Below are 19,714 nucleotides of genomic sequence, written 5' to 3'. Positions count from 1 at the left end.
CGTCTTGGGGGGCGCCATGAACGCAGGCACGGCAGGACGGCTTCGATCGCTGGACATCTGCTCGGGCGCCGGTGGACTGGCACTCGGCCTGGAGCAGTCCGGCTTCGACCCCGTGCTCCTGCTCGACAACCGCGACGTCGCGTGCCGCACGCTGCGCGCCAACCGCCCCTCCTGGAAAGTCCTCGAGACGAACCTGCTCGATTTCGACCCGTCGGAGCACACCGAGACCTACGACGTGGACCTGCTGTCTGCCGGCCTGCCGCGGGTGAAGGCGACGGCCACCGTGGCGCGCCGCGACAGCGATGCCGAAATCGAACTGCTCCGGGCCACGATGCTGCTGCTTCACGGCGTGCAGCCCAAGGCGCTGCTCGTCGAAAACGTGCCCGACCTGGTGACGAAGCCGGATTACGAGGCGCTTCGCTCGTACATCGGGGAAGAGCTGGCACACCTGGGCTATCGGCACACCTGGTTCGTCGTGAATGCGGCGGACTTCGGAGTGCCGCAAACTCGCCGCCAGGGAATTCTGGTGGCTTTCAAGGGCGACATGCTCGATTCCTTCGTCCGGCCGAGCCCGACGACCGATACGCACAAAACGGTCGGAGAGGCCCTGTTGGAATCGATGGCCGCGGGCGGCTGGTCCGGGGCACACGCATGGGCCGAGCAGGCCGACCAGCCCGCCCCCACCCTGGTCGGAGGTTCGTGGGAGCGGGGTGGAGCGGACCTGGGGCCGTCGGGGTCCAAGCAGGCTTGGGCGCGCATGGGAGTCGACGGGGGGACGGTGGCGGACGCGGTGCCCACCGCCGATTTCCGGTGGAACCCGGATCTCGGTCGGCCGGGAATGATGCCACTGACCGTGTCCCAGGCTGCGCTCCTCCAGGGGTTCCCTCCCTCGTGGCGGATCGAGGGCCGCAAGACCGCGATGTACCGACAGGTGGGCCATGCCTCACCGCCGCCGGTGGGTCGCGCGCTGGGCACGGCAATCGCCGCCGCCCTGCGGGCCTGACGAACCCGGAAGGGCGCGATGGGCCTTCGGGCCGGTGACTACACTTGACCCCCATGACCAGAAAGCAGCCTCAGCCGTCTCAACCCGAGCAGATCCGCGTCATGGATCTGTTCGCCGGGGCTGGGGGCTTCTCCTCCGGGTTCAGCCAGTACACCCCCGGCGGGGCTGCCGGCCCGTTCACCTCGGTCGCCGCCGTCGAGTTCGACCGGGCCGCGGCGGCGACGTACGCCGCCAATTTCGGCGGTGCCCACGTCTTCGCCGGCGACATCGCGAAGTTCGATCCCACTCCCTTCAAGGGTCAGGTCGACGTGATCATGGGCGGTCCGCCCTGCCAGGGCTTCTCCGGGCTCGGCAAGGAGGATCCGACGGATCCCCGAAACGAGCTCTGGCAGGAGTACGTGCGGGTGGTGGCCAAGGTCCACCCCAAGCTGTTCGTCATCGAGAACGTCGACCGTTTCCTGAAGTCCCCCCAGTACGCGGAGCTCCTCACGGCTTCCGCGACCCCCGGTCACCCGCTCCACGACTACACGGTCGTACCGGCCGTGATGAACGCGGCCGACTACGGCGTTCCGCAGGCGCGCCGACGTGTGATCGTCATCTGCACCCACAAGGACTTCGCCGAGCCGCTTCGGCACCCGGCGCCGACACACGACAAGAACGGATACCTGTCGGAGGACCCGCAGGACGCCCTCTTCGACTCCCTTCCCGGTGGGCAGGCCCTGCCCCGCTGGGTTCCGGTTTCCAGGATCTTCGATGTCTCTGCCGGGCGTCCCCTCCTGGAGCGCATGCCCGATCCGCATGACGACGCGAATTCAGCCGGTCCCGTTCCGGGTCACTACCTTACGACGGACCTCCATTTCGGCAGAAATCCGGAGGATCTGTCCCGGGCGCGGTACATGGCCATTCCCGAGAACGGGAACCGCAAGGACCTCCGCGGGGTCAGTTACCGCCTCGACCGAACGGGGCGGATTCGCCTCTCCACGGACGAGCACTACGGCCGACTGAAGGGGCAGGAGCACTACCTCTCCACCGAGAGCTGGGACAAGCACAATTCCGGATCCGGTGACGTCATGGGACGCATGCGGAAAAACGCTCCTTCGGTGACCATCCGAACGGAGTTCTACAAGCCGGAGAAGGGCCGCTACCTGCACCCGACGGAACACCGCCCGATCACCCACTACGAGGCTGCTCTCATCCAGGGATTCCCCGAGACCTTCAAGTGGTACGGAACCAAGATCGAGATTGCCCGTCAGATCGGGAACGCCGTACCGGTCGGCCTCGGCACGACCCTGGCGAAGGCCATCCACACCTTCCTGGCACCCCACAGCTGACCCGGGCTGTCGGCCCACCTCGTCAGAGGTGGGCCGACGGCTTGCCCAGGCTCACCCCCGTCGGCACCCGCGGCTCGGGAACACCGTCCTTACCCGCCGAACGGTCCCGAAGCGGCGCCTCGGCCAGCAGCTGTTCGAAGATCGGGACCAGGGCGGCAACCGAGGAACGGTTCACCTCCCCGTCCTGGGGGCCTTCCGGCAGCCGGTCCCAGGGCGCCGCCGCGGCGTCCTCCGCCTCGTCGATCCAGTCCTGCAGCGCGTCGGTGTCGGCAGGCCGGTCCGGTGCCAACACGTCGTAGACCAGGGTGCTGCCGGCGGCGTTCACCGCCGCGGAGAGCGCGTTCGCCTTGTCCCCAAGGCGGGACGCGCCTGTGGCGAGTCGGCGTTCGAGAACCTTCAGGATCGCCTGCGCGGTCGGACGGTGGTCGATCACGTCCAGGCGCATCGTGGTCTGCAACACGTCCTGCACCCGACAGGCGGTCTCCAGCGGACCATAGTCGGAACCGTCCCGGAACAACTCGGCGGCCCACCAGAGGCGGGAGAAGGTCTGTGTGTAGTGCGGTCCACAGAAGCGGGCTGCCGTCGCCGCCCCCGGACCGCCGTCCTTGTCCGAGCCCCGATGGCGCCACACCACGTAGTCGGGAGCGACCACCATGGCGATGAAGTTCCACAGTCGGCCGTCCGCGGCCTCGGCCCGTGTCATGCGCAGGGTCGCATGCATCCGGGGTGCGAGCCAGCCGTCCGCAGCCGTGCGACGGTCCTCGAACCGGCGCATCGTCTCGTCCACCAGGACCCTCACCGGTTCGGTCCGCCAACGGTGGGAAGGGCCCAGCGTTTCGGCCACCCTCCGGAGCGCCACCTGAGGCGGCCGCTCCTGCCCCGTCTGCACTGCCCGCCCGATGTACTTGGCCACGGCGGCATCCGCCAGCAGGCCCAGGACCGCCGGAAGTTCACCGACACCCGAACGGCTCATCTCGTCCCACCGACCCCTTCGAGGTTCTGAACCGAACGCACGGCATTGGTCAGGTTCCTGGTTGCCCGACTGCGTCGCCCGGCGGCGAACTGCACGCCCGTCTGGATTTCCGCCCAGCCATAGCCCTTGGTACGCCGCTCCACGATCTCGTAGAGCGCATCGGTCGGTTGGCGGCCCGGAAGCACGTCCGGGAGCATGGAACGCAGCACGGACTCCCGCCACCCCTTCGGCAGGATCGGAGTGCCGTCCTCATCCGTGTCCAGATCGCTCACGGCCGTGTGGAACATCGCGGTCCAGGCATCCTGGGCGATCTGGGTGGCCGCGAGATCACGCAGCATCCGCTCCGCAGGACTGCCCCCGGACCCACCCAGCGCCGCCATCAGTCCCTCGACGGCTCCGGTGTTGAGGTACACCGTCGGAACCTCCCCCGTGGTCTCGACGATCCAGGCAGCCTCCTTGTAGGGCCGAAGCCACTCGTGCTCGCCCTCCTTGAAGTCCACCTCCACGATCTCGATCTCCCGCTGTCGCGCAGGTGCCGAGGTCTTCAGATCGACGTACCAATCCTGCGTGGCGGACCCCACGAGCCGGCCCGCCACGCCTTCCACCGTCGCCACGACCAAGACGCCCAACGTCGCGCGCCGAAGGTACGCCACGCTGTCCAGCTCGATGGTTCCCTGCATCGTCCCGTCCGCCGCCCTGGACAGAACCGCGGTCGTACGGGCGTTGGTCGCCTTCTCCGAGAGGACGGCGAGGAACACCACGTCGGACCAGGGACCCGATGCGATCTCCGACTCGGGGAAGGTCACCGACAGTCGAAGCCGTGCCCGCTCCCACGCGCTCCGCCCCGTCTCGTGCAGGGCGACCGCGCGGTCCGGCGCAGAGATCATCGAATAGGGCAGCTCCCGGTTGTCGACCGAGACGGACACGACCCTCAGTTCCACGTCCCCGAGGAGCGTCGGATAGGGGAAAACCGCCGTCACGCCGAACCTCCACGAGCCTTCTGGACCTCTACGACCAGCCGCGCGTACCCGCTGCGCACCGGGTGTGTGGCGGGATCCGTGACACCGCGGAAGACGGCCCTGCGCACTCCAGGCTCGACGACGAGGTCACCGTTCTCCACCCGGCAGTCCTCCTCGGCTTCCAGAGCCGCCCATCCGACCACCGGTCGGCCCCCCGAACGCACGTCGAACTTCGCCACGGGCGTCAACCGCCACGGGTCCTCGGCGACCGGAAGTCTGACCTCCACGGTCACGCTCCAGGCCCCCGAGTCCACCACGCGCGCCACCACCCCCCGGACCGTGGGGAAGGACTGTGTCCGCCGTACCGCCCCGGACGGGGCGTCCCAGGTCAACAACTCGCGCAGCGCCGCGGGACCGCCCGCCCGCTTCGCCTCGCGCCTGCCCACCAGAGCGCGCACGGCCTTGTCGACATCGCCTCGGAACTCCTTCAGACGGCTGACGGCACCACGCTCGTACAGTGAGGTGAGCTCCTCCGTCCGGTCCCAGCGGTCATGCTCGGGCGGCTCCGAGGCCCGCAGGAACTCCTCGGCCAGTGCCACGTCCTCGGCGTCCCTGTCGGTCGCGTAGCCGGCCAGCAGCACCGCCTGGAACGGCATCGTGCCCAGGGGCAGCTCACGCGGCCGGTGCTCCGTGATGGTCATGCGATTGCCCCGCATGCACACCACCCTGCTGTGCCGCTCGTCCGCATCGGCGGCGGGAGTGAGCAAGAGGACCGCCAAATGCTCGCAACCCTTGTCCCGAGCCCTGCCACGACCCTTCAAGGGCGTCACGATCAGGGGCACCTCGGCCCGCGCCACCTGGTCCTCCGCGGTGAGGCTGCCGACCGTGTTGCCATCGAGGTAGGCCTGGAGGGCACGGCTCAGAGCGGGATGCCGAGTGTAGGGATCGACCCGCTCCTCGGGGACGACCACCCGCCCGTCACGGAGCGTCGAGACGCGCGCCTCCAACAGGGGGCCGGCGGCGGCACCTCCGATCATCGCCGCCCAGAAGCCGTCGGCCAGGGATCGTACGAGCTTGTCGTGGAGGTCGTTCAAGTCCTCCGAATCACCCGATGCGTCGTGCGCCCCGATCACCAGGAAGGACGTACCCGGTTCGCCGGTGTGCCGCTCGAGGTGCAGGCTCCGTACCGTCTCCTCGTCGGCCCACCACGACCGCGACACGTCTTTGTGCGCGGGGTCCGTGTCCGGCTCGCCGAACCAGGCCGGCCCGGCGAAGGCCTCGCCGCCGACCTGACGCCACGGCAGGTCGAGCCGCCCGATGACACGCCGTTCGGTCCTGCCCTCGTGCGGTTGGGAGAGCGTGGAGTTGATGAGGACGAGGCCGAAGCGGCTGGCGGCCCACAGCGTTGCCTTGCCCAGCCCGTACGAGCCGCCCGCACGGCCTCCGGACTGCTTGTGGCTGTCGAGCTGACGCCTGACGACGGCTGCGAACCGACCGTCCTGGTACTCGGGCCCGGTGAGCCCGTTGGCATTGAAGTCGTCGACCCGCAGCAGGACCAGGGAGTCCTTCGACTCCAGTTCGTCCAATGCCGCACGCAGGCTCCTCGACACCTTCTGTTGCGCGGAGGCCGCCCGATCGTAGTGCGGGCGAAGTTCGTCCCATTGGAGCGCGGCGAGGAACGACGACAGGTGGTCGCCGGTCAGCTCGTGCAGGGTGTAGTGCACCCGGACGGGGGAGCCGACCTCGAAGCGCTCGTCCAGCGCGTTCTGGGTGGCCTCCCTCGCCAGTACGGCCATGTCCGCGTCGAAGGCGAAGGCTGCGGCATTGCCGTATTCACGCCCGCCGTCGGCATGGGCGGTCCGGTGGTGCCACCGCAGCGGTCGATTGGGGGACACGTCGCTCGTGCGGCTGTCGACCAGATCGGGGTTGGCACCGAACACCTCGGCGATCGCCCGCTTGGTCTCCTCCCTGGGCTCTGCCCGACCGTTCACCCAGGCGGAAACGGCCGCACGGGTCAAGCCGAGTCGAGCCGCCAGGTCGGACTGGGACAGGTCCATGCGGTTCAACTGCCGTGTGAGCCAGGGGCCGAATTCCTCACCCGGGTGCTCCATGCATCGTCCTCCGCTGTCCGACTCGCCACGGCGTACTCCTTGATCACCTTAACAGGGCCTATTTGACAAGGTGGATGTTGTCAAATATTCGAGACGGGGCCCTGTGCTCGGGTCCTGGGAGTCGAGTCGGATCGGCGGCTCGCCACAACGGCCAGCACGCGGGCCGCCGCCCCCTCCGCCTGCTCGTGCTCCCAGACACGAATGGCCAGCCAACCCGCCTCGGCCAGCCGGGCATCCGTGTCGAGGTCCCTGCGCCGGTTCCCCTCGATCTTCGCGCGCCAGAACTCGGCATTGTTCTTCGGCCAGGTGGCGTGCACCGGGCAGCCGTGCCAGAAGCAACCGTCGACGAACACCGCGACACGTGCCGGGCCGAACACGATGTCGGCCTCGCGCCGTACCCCCTTCACCGGCTTCCGGTGGATCCGATACCGGGCTCCCTTGGCGTGCAACGCCTTGCGCAGGGCCACCTCGACACCTGTGTCACGGCTCTTCTGGCGACTCATTCGGGTACGCACGGTCGCCGTCGTCGGCAGTTTCTCCACCCTTCCATTGTGAACCGTCCGATCACCCGCCCACCTGGAACGGCAGCGTGAGCTGCTGGTGACCCCTGGCTGAGGCCGTGGGTGGGGTGGGGCGGGTGGTGCCCAGCGTCAGGAGGTGGCGGAGGGCTGCGATTACCTCGTGCGGGGTGTCGCGGATCATCGATGGCGTGGCGCTGGCCACCAGGATGCCGTGGGCTTCCAGGCGGAGGCGGCGGCGGAGGGTGGCCTGCCAGGCGTCGCGCGTGTAGTGGTACTCCGCCGAGTCGATCTCCAGGGCCACGCCCTCGTCGGGCCAGTAGGCGTCCGGGCTCGCCAGGAAGGTGCCGTCCGGGGTGTAGAGGCGGGCGTTCCACAGCGGGGTCGGGAGGTCGGTGCCGGTGAGGGCGTCGCGGGCGCGGGCTTCGGCGACCGAGCGGACCCCCGCCAGGAGTTCCCCGGCGGCGGCGCGGACCGCCGGGCGGGACAGGAGGCGGGAGGTGCGGAGTTCGGCGTGGAGGTCGTGCGGGTGGCACCAGCCGGACTGGACGACCTGGGCCAGGACCGAGCGGACCCGGTCGGGGTTCTGGCAGCGGGCGGCGAAGTCGGCGGCGGCGCGGACCGGGCGGGCGCTGGGGACGCCCGCGACGGTGATGGTGCGCGGCCAGCGGGAGGTGGTCAGGGGCCGGACCTGCGGGGTGGCCTTGAGCCGGCGCGGGGCGCGGACCAGTACGTCGGCCGGGGCGGCCGGGGCGTCGCGGATGCCCAGGAGGGAGAGGGCGGCGGCGCCGGTGAGGGCGGCGGTCTCGCCGGAGAGCGGGTCCGCGGCCGGCTCGGCGGCGTACAGGACGGCGGCCAGGGCCCGTTGGCGGTGGTCGGGCGGGCCCGTCTGGAGGAGGTAGACGCGGGGCAGCAGGCGTTGCCAGGGGCCGCCGGGGCGGGTGCGGGAGGTGATGGTGCCGCCGGGGACCCCGGCGGTGGCGGTGAGCTGGTGGCGGGTGGCGAGGCCGAGCTGGCGGCGGGCCACTTTGGCGGTTCCGGGCGTGATCATGCCCCGGTGATGCCCGCTCCGCGTCCGGCTAGCCGGGCCGGCCCGGGTGGTCCGGGGCCAGGAAGACGACGACGCCCGTCTGCGTGCCGGGGAGCGCCGCCACCTCGTGCCAGCCCAGGCGGCGGTACGTGGCCACCGTGTCAGTGGCCAGCCGCGAGGTCAGCAGCCAGGCCCGCCGCTGCGGGGCGTCCTGGGTGATCTCCGCGAGCAGGGCCCGTCCGGTGCCGTGGCCGCGCGCGTACGCCCGTACGGCGAGCTCGTCGATCTCCAGCGCCCCGACGAGCAGCTCCCGCACCCGGTCGGGTCCGAGCTGCGCGGCGACCTGGGGGTACGCGCGGTGCTGCGGGAAGGGGGCCTGCGTCAACCAGCCGGTGGCGAACCCGTCGACGCCGGTCTCGGACTGCGCGAAGGCCATCCGGAACCCCGGGCGCCGTACGTCCGTCTGGAGGCGGGTGGAGAACTGGCGAATGGTTTCTTCGCATTCGTTCCAGGGCGCGGCGGAGAAGACGTCGGCGTAGGCGTCCAGCAGTTCGTGCTCAAGGTCCAGGACCGTGCGTCCGTAGGAGATCACTGTGTCGGCTCCTGGGGTGATTGGGCGGTTTCCGGCTGGAAGACCGAATTTACGCCCAGCGGGTTCCCTCACCCTGCGATGCGCAGAAGCGGCGAGTGTGCGACAAATCGCCTCGGCGTCGTCCGTGTCGCGGGCCGGGGTGGGGCGTTGAGCAACCCGTGAACACGGACAGACTGCTGCGGGCGGCGGGGAGGTGCGCGCTGGCCTTCCTCCTCGTCCTGGGGGCGGTCGCGCTGCTGCCGCGCGCGGTGCGGGAGGCGCTGCCGGACGCCGTGGTGGGCGGGGCGGTGCTCGTGCTCGGGGCGGTGGGTGTCCGTCGGGCGTCGAGGCGCCCGCGTTAGGTTTGAGGGGTGGGTGCGGTGCCGGCCGCCTGGGCCGGGGCCGGCCGTGTGCAGGGCAGTTCTTCGCAAGACGCGACGTGTGAGGGAGTTCGAGATGGCTCGGGTACCGAGTTCCGCGGTGGCGGCGGCAGGGCTGGTCGGCGGTTACGCCGTGGCCCGCTGGACCAAGAAGCGGCCGCTGGGCGGTGTCGTGCTCGGCGCCGCCGGGCTGGTGGCCGGGCGCGAGTGGCACAAGCGCGGCGGGGTGCCCGCGGCGGCCGGCCTGGGTGCGCTGTACCTCGCCGGCTTCGCGGGGGCGCACCCGCTGGCGAAGAAGGTTGGCGCGTGGCCGGCCGTCGTCGGCGCGGCGGGTGTCGTCGCCGCGACCGCCTGGGCCGTGGCGGACCGCCCCGCCTGACCCGTCCCGGGGGGTGTCCGGTGTCCCGCCCCTGACCGGTCCCGCCCCTGACCGGTCCCGCCGGGTGGGGGCGGCTTCCCGCCGGGGGCGCGGCTTCCCGCCGGGGGCGCGGATGGGCTGCCGCTCCCCTGGCCCGGGGTGCGGGGGGTGACGCTGCGCGAAGCTTTCCGCTACCCGCCCTTCCACCGTTCCCCGGGCGCTGCCCGGACCCGCGCCTCAAACGCCGGCGGGGCTGATAGCCCCCGGGCTGCGCCCGGACCCCTGGCGGCTCCGCCCACAGACCCCCGCGCCTCAAAACGCCGGCGGGGCTGGAAGTGCCGAACCCGTGCCGTTGATCCTCAAGTGCGGGTATCAGCCCCAGACTGGCTGAGGACGCCGCGACGTGGGCAGCGCGCAGCGATCTGCTGCGCCTGGGCGGTCCGCAGGGGGTTCTCTTCGCCCTCCGGGGCGGGTATCGGCGCCAGACGGTCGCCGGACGCCGAGAAATGAGAAGCGCGTAGCGATCTGCCGCGCCTGCCGGCTCCCCAGGCTGTTCTGTTCGTCTTCTCGTGCGGGTATCAGCCCCGGACGGGCTGCGGACGCCGAGAAAAGAGGAGCGCGTAGCGATCTGGCGCGGCTGGGGGCTTCCCAGGGGGCTCTGATCGACCTTCCGTGCGGGTAGCCGCGCCCCTGGCTCGGAATGGGGATGCCGAGGGGCCCGAATGCCCGGCGGGCCGACGCCCGGCCCCGTCGCCTGCTCCCTGATACGGCCGTGCCTCTCCTCTGGACCGTGCCGTTCTTTTGGGGGTTTCCCGGCAGTTCTTCGGCTTTCCGGGGCGGGACGGCCTGTCAAGGGTGGCCGAAGGCCATCGCGAAGCGACGCGACCGAAGGGAGCGCCCTTGACAGACCGGCCCGACACGGAAGGACGATGGGACTGACGGGAAACCCCCAAACCAACCCTGATCCCGCCCCAGGGGGCACCGCCCACCCGGACCCGGACCCGCGTCCGAAGCAGGCCATCGCCCGGCGACCCGCGGAGCGCCCGCGCCCCGCGCCCGCGCGCGCTGCGGAGCCCCGAACCGCCACGCTCAACACCGCCCCGCCCCGGTCCGGCCGCGCCACTGAACCGGCCGCCGCCACGACCCGGCGTGCCCACCCACCCGCAGACAGGGAGGCGGGTGGGCAACCACCGCCCAGCCCCGGCACCTCGAGGGGGAGATAGCGGACCCGCACCCCGCGACCGCGCTGCACACCCCCGCACCGCCACGCTCAACACCGCCCCACCCCGGCCGCCCCGCTGAACCGGCCGCCGCCACGACCCGGCGTACCCACCCACCCGCAGACAGGGAGGCGGGTGGGCAACCACCGCCCAGCCCCGGCACCTCGAGGGGGAGATAGCGGACCCGCACCCCGCGGCGACGTACAGCGCCTCGCGGTCAGGGGAGCCGGGGGGGGAACCAGCGGGGCCGCGCCCGCGATGGCGTGCCGGACCCGGCGCCAGCAGCCGGGAGGTGACCGGCGGGCCCGCGCCACGCAACGGCGTACCGCACACCCCGGAGCCCCCACCCCGGCCCCACCTACAGCAGCCCCGTCCCCCGCCGCCCCCTACCCCCCCAACACCCGCGAGACCGTGTAGATCAGCAGGCCCGCCAGGGCGCCGACCACCGTGCCGTTGATGCGGATGAACTGGAGGTCGCGGCCGATGTGGGCCTCGATCTTGCGGGAGGTGTGTTCGGCGTCCCAGGCCGCCACCGTGTCCGTGATCAGGGAGGTGATCTCCCTGCGGTACGTGGTGACCACGTACACCACCGCGCCCTCGATCCAGCCCTCCACCTTCTCCTGGAGCCGGCCGTCCGTGGCGAGCCGGGCGCCCAGGGACATCAGCGAGGACCGGACCCTCAGCCGCAGCTCGCTCTGCTCGTCCTCCGCCGCCGAGATGATCATCGTGCGGATCGCGGACCACGCCGAGGCGATCACGTCCTGGATCTCGTCCCGCGCCAGGATCTCGGACTTCAGCCGCTCCACTCGCGCCCGCGTCTCCGTGTCCGACTGGAGGTCCGCCGCGAAGTCGCGCAGGAAGCGGTCCACCGCCCCGCGCGCCGGGTGGCCCGGCATGTCGCGCATCTCCGTGACGAAGCGCAGCAGTTCCTTGTACACCCGGTCGCCGATCTTGCGGTCGACGAAGCGCGGGGTCCAGCCCGGGGCTCCGCCCTGGACGGCGTCCATGACCGAGTCCCCGTGGGTGACCAGCCAGTCGTGGGCCTTGGCGCACACGAGGTCCACCGCACGGTGGTGCCCGCCGTCGGCGACGACCCGCTCCAGGGTCTTGCCGATGCCCGGGGCGATCTCCGCCCCCTCCGCCCGCCGCGTGATCGCCTCGCCGACCACGGCCTGCACGTCGGAGTCCCGCAGTACGGTCAGGGCGCCCCGGAGGGCGGTGGCCAGCTCCGCCGTGACCCGGTCGGCGTGCGCGGGTTCGGCCAGCCAGGATCCCAGCCGGCCGCCGATGCCGAGCGAGTGCAGCCGTGCGCGCACCACGTCCGCCGACAGGAAGTTCTCGCCGACGAACTCGCCCAGTGAGACCCCCAGCTGGTCCTTCTTGGTGGGGATGATCGCGGTGTGCGGGATGGGCAGGCCCAGCGGCCGCCGGAAGAGGGCCGTCACCGCGAACCAGTCCGCGAGCGCGCCGACCATGCCCGCCTCGGCCGCGGCGGCCACGTACCCGGCCCAGGCGCCGGCGCCCCAGGCGTTCTGCGCGCACTTGGCCAGTACGTAGACCAGCGCGACCAGGATCAGCAGCCCGGTCGCGGTCGCCTTCATCCGGCGGACGCCGCGCTGCCGCTCCTCGTCCGCCGCGTTGAAGACGAACCCTCCCCGTGGCGGGGCCGACGGGCCCCTCGTACGCTCGTCCGTGCCCGTACTGCTGTTCACGTGCTGCTCCTGCCCTTCCCCCGATGGCCGGTTTTGTCTGCATAGCATCCGACTCCCGGGAGGTCCGGGGAGTTCCCGGCGCGCCGCCGGCAGGGCTAGAGCTCCTTGCGGGGCTCGTCCCCGCCGAGCCCCTTCGACCCCTTCGGCCCCTTCAGCCCCTTGGGCTGCTTGACCTTGACCGCGACCCCGCCCCAGAAGGCGAGGCCGTTCACGACGACCCGCGGGGCACCCGGTTCGGGCCGGTTCTCCAGGGACTTGCCCTGGTCGAAGGCACCCATGATGCCGATGCCGCGCACGTCGACCTCGACGCCCGGCGGGACGGTGATCTCGATGCCGCCCATGACGGCCACGCAGGTGATGACGACCTCGCGCTCCGCGAAGTCCGCCTCCCGCAGGTCCAGCTCACCGCCGCCCCAGATCGCCACGGCGTTGAAGCGGGCGGGCACGGTCCAGCGGCCCTTGCGCTGGAAGCCCGACATGACGGCGACGGCCGTGGCGGAGGTCCCCGTACCGCCGATCCGGTCCGGCCAGGACGAGGAAGAAGCCGGAGCGGAGTGAACGGACGACGACGACGGCGACGGCGACGGCGACGGGGCGTCGGTGGTCGGCAGGTCGCGGGTCAGCGGTTCGAGTTCCGCGTACGTACGGGACTTGTACGCCGCCTCCAGCCGCTCCTCGAACTCCTCCATGTCGAGCCGGCCCTCGGCGACGGCGTCCCGCAGCCGGTCAACCACCCGCTCGCGGTCGGCGTCCGACGCCCTCAGCGCGGGCGGCTCGGCAGCCGCCTTCTCCAAGGAGGGCTTCTCCAAAGAGGTCTTCTCCGGCAACGGCTTCTCCGGCCGCTCGTCACTCATATGGCCCACCCTAAGCAGAGACGACGCCCGCCACCCCGGGGCGAACCCTGATTTCCCCCTACCTCACCCCCCACCCCTCACCTCCTCCCCCCTCCTCCCCCCTCCTCCCCCCTCCTCCCCCCTCACCCCCTCCCCGCGTACATCCGCGCGATCACGTCCTCGATGTCCGGATCCCGCACCGACAGGTCCACCAGCGGGTACCTGGCCGCCACCGCCGCCACCAGCGGCGCCGCCGACTCCCCCGCCGGGAACGCCAGCCACTGCCGCGGCCCCTCCACCTTGACCACCCGGGCCCCAGCCACCTCCACCGGCGGGAGCTCCCGCTCCAGGTCGACCACGAGCGTCCGCTCGCTTCCCTCCCCGAGGGCGTGGAGCCCGCCGAGCGCCCCGTCGTACATCAGCCGGCCGTGGTCGATGACCATCACCCGCTCGCACAGCTGCTCGATGTCCTGGAGGTCGTGCGTGGTGAGGAGCACCGTCGTCCCCTGCTCCTCGTTCAACTGCCGCAGGAACTCCCGCACCTTCGCCTTGCTGACCACGTCCAGCCCGATCGTCGGCTCGTCCAGGTACAGCACCTCCGGATCGTGCAGCAGCGCCGCCGCGATGTCCCCGCGCATCCGCTGCCCCAGCGACAGCTGCCGTACCGGTACGTCGAGCAGCTCGGCCAGGTCCAGCCGCTCGACGCAGCGCTCCAGGTTCTCCGCGAAGCGGGCGGCCGGGATCCGGTACATCCGGCGCATCAGCCCGTACGAGTCCTTGAGCGGCAGGTCCCACCACAGCGTGGTGCGCTGCCCGAACACCACCCCGATCCGGTGCGCGAGCCGCATCCGCTCCCGCGCCGGGTCGATGCCGGCGACGCGCAGCCGGCCGGCGCTCGGGGTGAGGATCCCGGTCAGCATCTTGATGGTGGTGGACTTCCCGGCCCCGTTGGGCCCGATGTAGCCGACCATCTCCCCGCGCGCGATCTCGAAGCCGATCCCGTCCACGGCCCTGACCTGGCGCCTCTCCCTCCTCATCAGCCCCACCCGCCGCCGCACGTCGAAGACCTTCTCGACCCCGTCCAGCGAAATCAGCCCATCCGACACAGACGCAGACCCCGACACAGACCCCGACACCGACCCCGACACCTCCAGCCCCCTAACTTCCCGTACTCCGGTAAGAACGCACGCCCGCGCGCCACGCCAGCGACGCGGGCAGGAACAGCGCGAAGGCAACGAGCGGGCTCAGGAACGCCACCCACCCCGGCAGCCCCAGCGGATCGGGCCGGCCCAGCACGTACAGCGCGGGCAGCCAGTTGACGAAGGCCAGCGGGACCACGAACGTCGCCCCGCGCAGCAGCTCCTTCGCGAACACGGTCGGCGGGTACTGGAGCATGGTGCAGCCCCCGTACGTGAAGGAGTTCTGCACCTCCGCCGCGTCCCCGGCGACGAACTGGAAGGCCGCTCCGGCCACCAGCACCCCGCCGAAGATCCCCGCCCCGGCCACCACCATGACCGGCACCAGCAGCACCTTCACCGGGGTCCACTGCACGTCGAGCACCGAGATCGCCCAGCCCAGCACCCCGAGCCCCTGCACGATCCGCCCCAGCCGGCGCAGCGCGAACCGGTCGGCGGCGACCTGGGCGAGCAGCGGGACGGGGCGTACGAGCATGGTGTCGAGGGAGCCGTCGCGGATCCGGGCGCCGACCCGGTCGGTGTTGCCGAGGAGCAGGTCGGCCAGGCCCAGGGAGGCCGAGGAGGCCCCGTACAGCAGCGCGATCTCGGGCAGGGTGAAGCCGCCCAGCGCGTCGACGTGGGAGAACATGACGGCGATCGCGACGAAGTCGAGGGCGGTGATCGCCGCGTTCCCGACGGTGGCCAGCAGGAAGGACATCCGGTACGTCATCGTCGACCGGATCCACATCCCGGCGATCAGCCCGTACCCGCGCAGCCCCTCCCGGAGCCGGCCGCCGGGCCCGGGCCCGGGCCCCGCCGCCCCCGCCGCCCCCGCCGCCTCCGTCCCGCACGGCCCCTCCCCGGCCCCCCGGGTCACCGCGGTCGTCGCCTCAGCCACCCTGGACCACCACCTTCCGCGTGGCCGCCGACTGGACCAGCCGCCCCGCGCCCAGCAGGGCCAGCGCCCACGCGGCCTGGAAGCCGAGGGCCCGTACGGCCGCCCCGGCGCCGGTGTGGGTGCCGAGCAGCACGTCCAGCGGGACCTGGAGCATCGCCGCCCAGGGCAGCAGCCGCACCAACTCGCCGAAGACGCCCGGGAAGACGGTGAGCGGCAGCAGCATCCCGGAGCAGAAGATGGTCACGACGGTGGCCATCAGGTTGACGCCCGCGCCGTCGAGCAGCCAGAACGCGGCCAGCCCGAGCAGGTACCGCACCGCGAACCCGACGACCAGCCCGAGGCAGACCGACACCAGGAACAGCAGCCAGCGCAGCGGGTCGGACGGCAGTGCGAGGGTGAAGGCGCACGCCCCGGCCACCAGCGGCAGCACCCCGCGCCCCAGCAGCTGGAAGGCGGCCCGGCCGAGGTCGGCGGCGAGCCACCACGCCTGGAGGTCGGCGGGGCGGTACAGGTCGACGGCGATGTCACCCGTACGGATGCGCTCCTGGAGTTCTTCCTGGAAGCCGCCGCCGATGAGCGAGCCGGCGGCCAGCAGGGACTGGCTGACCCAGACGAAGGTGAGGGCCTGGGCCTGGTCGTAGCCGCCGAGGTGGGGCCGCTCGTCCCACAGGGCGACGTACGTGTACGCGACGATGAAGCCGAACACGGTGTTGGTGAACACCCCGGCGGCCGTCGCCGTCCCGTAGGTGGCGTAGCGCCGGAACCCGCCGGCCGCGACGGCCGTGTACAGACGCACCGCATCCCTCCGTTTCCCACATCGTTCCCACGTCAGCCGGAGCCGTCGGACCCACTTCGGCCAAAGCGCGCGAGCTTAGTGCGGAGGGGCGAGCCACGCGACCGTTTTACGCCAGTCCATCCGGACAGCATGAGGTAAAAATGTGGATATTTCCCACGGTCACGAGGAGCCCCGGAGATGAGCGACCAGTCACCACCCCCCGGCTGGCCCCCTCGCGACCCCGACACCCCCGGCACACCGGCCGCCCCGAGTCCGCGCCCAGCCGGAAGCACCGGAAGCGCCGGAAGCACCGGGCCCAAAGCCCGACGACGCACCGGATGGCGCCGCTTCGTCCCCACCTGGCGCATGGTCGCCGGCACCCTGCTGCTGGCCGCCCTGCTGGTCTGCGGCGCGCTCGTCGCCGGGTACCTGCTGGTCGACATCCCGCCGGCCAACGCCGCCGCCACCGCCCAGTCCAACGTGTACCTCTACGCCGACGGCTCCCAGCTCGCCCGCGACGGCGAGGTCAACCGCGTCAACGTCCCGCTTTCCCAGGTCCCCCGGGGCGTCCAGGAGGCCGTACTGGCCGCCGAGGACCGGGACTTCTACTCCGAACGGGCGGTGGACCCGAAGGCGATGGTCCGGGCCGCATGGAACACGGCGACCGGCAAGGGCACGCAGTCCGGTTCGACCATCACCCAGCAGTACGTCAAGAACTACTACCTGGGCCAGGAACAGACGATCAAACGGAAGGTCAAGGAGTTCTTCATCGCGATCAAACTCGGTCGCGAGAAGTCGAAGGACTACATCCTGGAGGGGTACCTGAACACCAGTTACTTCGGCCGCAACGCCTACGGCATCCAGGCCGCCTCCCAGGCCTACTACGGCAAGGACGTCAACAAGCTGACCCCCGCCGAGGGCGCCTACCTCGCCACCCTCCTCAACTCCCCCAGCGCCTTCGACGTCGTCTCCCACCCCCAGAGCCGCGACCGCGCCGTCGCCCGCTGGAACTACGTCCTCGACGGCATGGTCAAGAAGAAGTGGATGACCCCCGCGGAACGGGCCGCCGCCCAGTTCCCCGAGCCCGGCAAGGTCCGCGCGGCCGCCGGCCTGTCCGGCCAGCGCGGCTACCTCGTCGAGGCGGTCAAGGACTACATCGCCGAGCACAAGATCCTCGACGAGAAGACCCTCGCCGAGGGCGGCTACCGGATCACCACCACCATCGACAAGCGCCGCCAGACCGCCTTCGTCGACGCCGTCCAGAAGCAGCTGATGGACAAGCTCGACCCCGAGGCGCGCCCTGCGGACCGCGTGGTCCGGGCCGGCGGGGCCTCCATCGACCCGGCCACCGGCAAGATCGTCGCCATGTACGGCGGCATCGACTACACCAAGCAGTACGTGAACAACGCGACCCGGCACGACTACCAGGTCGCCTCCACCTTCAAGCCGTTCGTCTTCGCCTCCGCCGTCCAGAACGACTCCCGCACCCAGGACGGCCGCCGGATCACCCCGAACACCATCTACAACGGCGACAACAAGCGCCGCGTCGTCGGCACCCGGATCCCCTACGCCCCCGAGAACGAGGGCCAGCAGTCGTACGGGGACATCACCGTCAACACCGCCACCGACCTCTCCGTCAACACCGTCTTCGCCCAGATGGTCGTGGACGTCGGCACCGAGAAGGTCAAGCGGACCGCCATCGACCTCGGCATCCCCGAGAACACCCCGAACTTCGTCGTCGGCCCGGCCATGGCCCTCGGCACCATGCAGGCCAGCGTCGTGGACATGACCCAGGCCTACGCGACCCTCGCCGACCACGGCCGGTACACCCCGTACACCTTCCTGGAGAAGATCTCCAAGGACGGCGACGACGTCCACCTCCCCGACCGCACCCCCCGCCAGGCCGTCCCCCGCGAGGCCGCCGACACGACCACGTCCATGCTGGTCAGCGTCGTCGACAACGGCACCGGTACGGAGGCCCTGGCCGCCGGGCACCCCGCCGCAGGCAAGACGGGCACCGCCGAGCTGGACCGGGCGGCCTGGTTCGCGGCGTACACCCCGGACCTCGTCACGGTGGTCTCGGTGATGGGCCAGGACCCGGACACCGGCACCCTCCAGTCCCTGTACGGGGCGCTCGGCGAGGCCCGCCTCGGCGGCGGCGGCTACCCCGCCCGGATCTGGGCGGCGTACACGAAGGCGGCCCTGGAGGCCACGGACCCGGAGGACTTCGACCTGGAGCTCCAGCCCGGCGCGGCCCAGCTCCCGCCGCCCCCGCCGGTCCAGCCGACCAGCCCGCAGCAGCCCGACGGAACCCGCCCGCCGTGGCAGCGCCCCGACCGGCCTACCCCGCCGGGCCCGCCCACCCCGCCGGGCCCGCCGAACGGCGGCCAGACCAACGGGGGCCAGACCACGGGCGGCGAAACGACGGGCGGGCAGACCAACGGGGGCCAGACGAACGGAGGCCAGACCACCGGCGGTGAGACGACGGGCGGGCAGACGAACGGGGGTCAGACCACCGGAGGCGAGACGACGGGCGGCCAGACCACCGGCGGCGAAACCACCGGAGGCCAGACCCAGGGCGGCACCACCCAGGGCCGCCGCCGCCCGCCCTCACAGTTCCTGGAGTAGGCCCGCAGGCCCGGTCAGTGCCCGGAGGTGGCCTTCAGCCCCACCACCGCGACCAGCAGCAGGCAGATGAAGAAGATCCGGGCGGCGGTGACGGGCTCCCCCAGCACCGCCATCCCGAGCACGGCCGCCCCGGCCGCGCCGATGCCCACCCACACGCCGTACGCCGTACCGATGGGCAGGGTCTTGGCCGCGTACGACAGCAGCACCATGCTCGCGACGATGCCGGCACCCGTGAACACGGACGGCCAGAGCCGGGTGAAGCCCTCCGTGAACTTCATGCCGATCGACCAGCCGACCTCAAGGAGACCGGCGACGAGAAGAAGAACCCAGGCCATGACAGGCACCTCCGGGACGAGAGCGGAAACGGGGTGCGTCGTCTTTGCGTCCTGCTACCCGGTACGGCGCGTCTCGTCGGGGGTTCCGCTCCACCGTAGCAAAGGGCACGCGCAAGGGCCGGTGACGACGGTCACCGGCCCTTGCGCGTGCCCGGATCTCAGAGGTACAGCCCGGTGGAGTCCTTCGACCCCTCCAGCCGCTCCGCGGCCACCGCGTGCAGGTCCCGCTCGCGCATCAGCACGTACGTCGCCCCGCGCACCTCGACCTCGGCGCGGTCCTCGGGGTCGTACAGCACGCGGTCGCCCGGCTCGACGCTGCGGACGTTCTGCCCGACCGCGACCACCTCGGCCCAGGCGAGCCGCTTGCCCACCGCGGCCGTCGCCGGGATCAGGATGCCGCCGCCCGAGCGCCGCTCGCCCTCGGGCGTGTCGGACTTCACGAGCACGCGGTCGTGGAGCATGCGGATGGGCAGCTTGTCGTGGGTGGTGTTCTCGCTCACGACCCGAACCTACCTGCCGCCGCCCGCGCTGTGAGCCGGAGGGTCGTCACCGGGTGGTCACCGCTTGCGGCGCGAGGAGGCCACGAGCAGTCCGACCACGCCGACGGCGAGGAGCGCGACCGGCAGGATCCGCTCGAAGCGCGGGGCGCCGTCCTCGTGGCGCAGGCCGTCCTTCACGTCGGTGACGAGCCGGTTCACGGCGACGAAGGCGCGGCCGGCCGTGTGGTCCACCGCCGAGGCGACCCGGGCCTTCGCGTCCCCGATGATCGTCTGCGGGTGCATGCGCACGCCGATCTCGTCGAGCGTCTCGGCGAGCTGCTCGCGGCGGCGGACGATGTCCGCCTCGATCTGTGCGGGGGTCCTGGCTTCCGGCACCGCGCTGCCTCCGTCGTCGTTTCGTCGTC

Annotated in this window: 19 protein-coding genes and 1 riboswitch; of the genes, 5 read left to right on the top strand and 14 right to left on the bottom strand. The window is 71.7% G+C overall.

Annotated features, from left to right (window positions below):
- Positions 1-16 precede the first annotated feature (16 nt).
- A complete protein-coding gene (locus tag OG553_RS21450; RefSeq protein WP_405980535.1) occupies positions 17-1,003 on the top strand; it encodes a DNA cytosine methyltransferase in 987 nt (328 codons plus the stop codon).
- Positions 1,004-1,056: 53 nt separating this feature from the next.
- Positions 1,057-2,334, top strand: a complete 1,278-nt coding sequence (locus tag OG553_RS21445; RefSeq protein ID WP_405980534.1) for a DNA cytosine methyltransferase — start codon at positions 1,057-1,059, stop codon at positions 2,332-2,334.
- Between the two features lie 22 nt (positions 2,335-2,356).
- Here OG553_RS21445 and OG553_RS21440 read toward each other — a convergent pair whose 3' ends face one another.
- From OG553_RS21440 to OG553_RS21415, 6 genes are all read right to left on the bottom strand, one after another.
- A complete protein-coding gene (locus OG553_RS21440; protein ID WP_405980533.1) occupies positions 2,357-3,307 on the bottom strand; it encodes a DUF6339 family protein in 951 nt (316 codons plus the stop codon).
- Positions 3,304-4,287: a hypothetical protein gene (locus OG553_RS21435; protein ID WP_405980532.1), complete on the bottom strand. Its 984-nt coding sequence runs from the start codon at positions 4,285-4,287 to the stop codon at positions 3,304-3,306. The genes OG553_RS21440 and OG553_RS21435 overlap by 4 nt, the downstream gene beginning before the upstream one ends.
- Positions 4,284-6,377: a helix-turn-helix domain-containing protein gene (locus tag OG553_RS21430; protein ID WP_405980531.1), complete on the bottom strand. Its 2,094-nt coding sequence runs from the start codon at positions 6,375-6,377 to the stop codon at positions 4,284-4,286. The genes OG553_RS21435 and OG553_RS21430 overlap by 4 nt, the downstream gene beginning before the upstream one ends.
- A gap of 80 nt (positions 6,378-6,457) precedes the next feature.
- Positions 6,458-6,919 (bottom strand): very short patch repair endonuclease, encoded by a 462-nt coding sequence (locus OG553_RS21425; RefSeq protein ID WP_405980530.1) that lies wholly within the window; start codon positions 6,917-6,919, stop codon positions 6,458-6,460.
- 22 nt (positions 6,920-6,941) lie between these two features.
- Positions 6,942-7,946 (bottom strand): hypothetical protein, encoded by a 1,005-nt coding sequence (locus tag OG553_RS21420; protein ID WP_405980529.1) that lies wholly within the window; start codon positions 7,944-7,946, stop codon positions 6,942-6,944.
- A gap of 28 nt (positions 7,947-7,974) precedes the next feature.
- Complete coding sequence (locus OG553_RS21415) at positions 7,975-8,517, bottom strand: GNAT family N-acetyltransferase (protein ID WP_405980528.1); 543 nt, start codon at positions 8,515-8,517, stop codon at positions 7,975-7,977.
- A gap of 158 nt (positions 8,518-8,675) precedes the next feature.
- Here OG553_RS21415 and OG553_RS21410 point away from each other — a divergent pair, with 158 nt between their 5' ends.
- Positions 8,676-8,858 (top strand): hypothetical protein, encoded by a 183-nt coding sequence (locus OG553_RS21410; RefSeq protein ID WP_405980527.1) that lies wholly within the window; start codon positions 8,676-8,678, stop codon positions 8,856-8,858.
- Between the two features lie 94 nt (positions 8,859-8,952).
- Complete coding sequence (locus tag OG553_RS21405) at positions 8,953-9,255, top strand: hypothetical protein (RefSeq protein ID WP_405980526.1); 303 nt, start codon at positions 8,953-8,955, stop codon at positions 9,253-9,255.
- Positions 9,256-10,840: 1,585 nt separating this feature from the next.
- On the opposite strand, the gene OG553_RS21400 is transcribed toward OG553_RS21405, so the two are convergent.
- From OG553_RS21400 to OG553_RS21380, 5 genes are all read right to left on the bottom strand, one after another.
- Positions 10,841-12,214 carry a DUF445 domain-containing protein gene (locus OG553_RS21400; RefSeq protein ID WP_405980525.1) on the bottom strand — a complete coding sequence of 458 codons (1,374 nt, stop codon included), beginning with the start codon at positions 12,212-12,214 and terminating at the stop codon, positions 10,841-10,843.
- A 47-nt stretch (positions 12,215-12,261) separates the two neighbouring features.
- The gene (locus OG553_RS21395; protein ID WP_405980524.1) at positions 12,262-13,020 is read right to left on the bottom strand and encodes a DUF1707 domain-containing protein; all 759 of its coding nucleotides are present in this window, start codon (positions 13,018-13,020) and stop codon (positions 12,262-12,264) included.
- A gap of 122 nt (positions 13,021-13,142) precedes the next feature.
- A complete protein-coding gene (locus OG553_RS21390; protein ID WP_405980523.1) occupies positions 13,143-14,147 on the bottom strand; it encodes an ATP-binding cassette domain-containing protein in 1,005 nt (334 codons plus the stop codon).
- Between the two features lie 10 nt (positions 14,148-14,157).
- Positions 14,158-15,072 (bottom strand): ABC transporter permease, encoded by a 915-nt coding sequence (locus OG553_RS21385; RefSeq protein ID WP_405980522.1) that lies wholly within the window; start codon positions 15,070-15,072, stop codon positions 14,158-14,160.
- Entirely contained in the window at positions 15,065-15,868 is an 804-nt protein-coding gene (locus tag OG553_RS21380) for an ABC transporter permease (protein WP_405980521.1), read from the bottom strand. Before OG553_RS21380 ends, OG553_RS21385 begins: the two co-directional genes overlap by 8 nt.
- A 177-nt stretch (positions 15,869-16,045) precedes the next feature.
- On the opposite strand from OG553_RS21380, the gene OG553_RS21375 reads away from it, so the two are divergent.
- Positions 16,046-18,475, top strand: a complete 2,430-nt coding sequence (locus tag OG553_RS21375; RefSeq protein WP_405980520.1) for a transglycosylase domain-containing protein — start codon at positions 16,046-16,048, stop codon at positions 18,473-18,475.
- A gap of 14 nt (positions 18,476-18,489) precedes the next feature.
- Here the strand turns inward: OG553_RS21375 and OG553_RS21370 are convergent, their stop codons facing one another.
- From OG553_RS21370 to OG553_RS21360, 3 genes are all read right to left on the bottom strand, one after another.
- The gene (locus tag OG553_RS21370; protein WP_030158619.1) at positions 18,490-18,810 is read right to left on the bottom strand and encodes a multidrug efflux SMR transporter; all 321 of its coding nucleotides are present in this window, start codon (positions 18,808-18,810) and stop codon (positions 18,490-18,492) included.
- Positions 18,811-18,842: 32 nt separating this feature from the next.
- A riboswitch (guanidine-III (ykkC-III) riboswitch) is annotated at positions 18,843-18,915 on the bottom strand.
- Positions 18,916-18,968: 53 nt separating this feature from the next.
- Positions 18,969-19,310, bottom strand: coding sequence for a co-chaperone GroES (locus OG553_RS21365; RefSeq protein ID WP_079427293.1), 342 nt, complete (start codon positions 19,308-19,310; stop codon positions 18,969-18,971).
- A gap of 57 nt (positions 19,311-19,367) precedes the next feature.
- Positions 19,368-19,685 carry a DUF3618 domain-containing protein gene (locus OG553_RS21360; protein ID WP_405980519.1) on the bottom strand — a complete coding sequence of 106 codons (318 nt, stop codon included), beginning with the start codon at positions 19,683-19,685 and terminating at the stop codon, positions 19,368-19,370.
- Positions 19,686-19,714: the final 29 nt, after the last annotated feature.

It is taken from the genome of Streptomyces sp. NBC_00158 (assembly GCF_045160885.1).
Classification (GTDB): domain Bacteria; phylum Actinomycetota; class Actinomycetes; order Streptomycetales; family Streptomycetaceae; genus Streptomyces.
This window is presented reverse-complemented; position numbering and strand designations above follow the sequence as displayed.

What these genes read in the sequence shown, in the direction of transcription:
- OG553_RS21370 (WP_030158619.1), bottom strand. Translation starts at nt 18,810, where the DNA reads ATGGCCTGGGTTCTTCTTCTCGTCGCCGGTCTCCTTGAGGTCGGCTGG.
- OG553_RS21445 (WP_405980534.1), top strand. Translation starts at nt 1,057, where the DNA reads ATGACCAGAAAGCAGCCTCAGCCGTCTCAACCCGAGCAGATCCGCGTC.
- OG553_RS21420 (WP_405980529.1), bottom strand. Translation starts at nt 7,946, where the DNA reads ATGATCACGCCCGGAACCGCCAAAGTGGCCCGCCGCCAGCTCGGCCTC.
- OG553_RS21375 (WP_405980520.1), top strand. Translation starts at nt 16,046, where the DNA reads ATGAGCGACCAGTCACCACCCCCCGGCTGGCCCCCTCGCGACCCCGAC.
- OG553_RS21400 (WP_405980525.1), bottom strand. Translation starts at nt 12,214, where the DNA reads ATGCTATGCAGACAAAACCGGCCATCGGGGGAAGGGCAGGAGCAGCAC.
- OG553_RS21430 (WP_405980531.1), bottom strand. Translation starts at nt 6,377, where the DNA reads ATGGAGCACCCGGGTGAGGAATTCGGCCCCTGGCTCACACGGCAGTTG.
- OG553_RS21395 (WP_405980524.1), bottom strand. Translation starts at nt 13,020, where the DNA reads ATGAGTGACGAGCGGCCGGAGAAGCCGTTGCCGGAGAAGACCTCTTTG.
- OG553_RS21440 (WP_405980533.1), bottom strand. Translation starts at nt 3,307, where the DNA reads ATGAGCCGTTCGGGTGTCGGTGAACTTCCGGCGGTCCTGGGCCTGCTG.
- OG553_RS21405 (WP_405980526.1), top strand. Translation starts at nt 8,953, where the DNA reads ATGGCTCGGGTACCGAGTTCCGCGGTGGCGGCGGCAGGGCTGGTCGGC.
- OG553_RS21450 (WP_405980535.1), top strand. Translation starts at nt 17, where the DNA reads ATGAACGCAGGCACGGCAGGACGGCTTCGATCGCTGGACATCTGCTCG.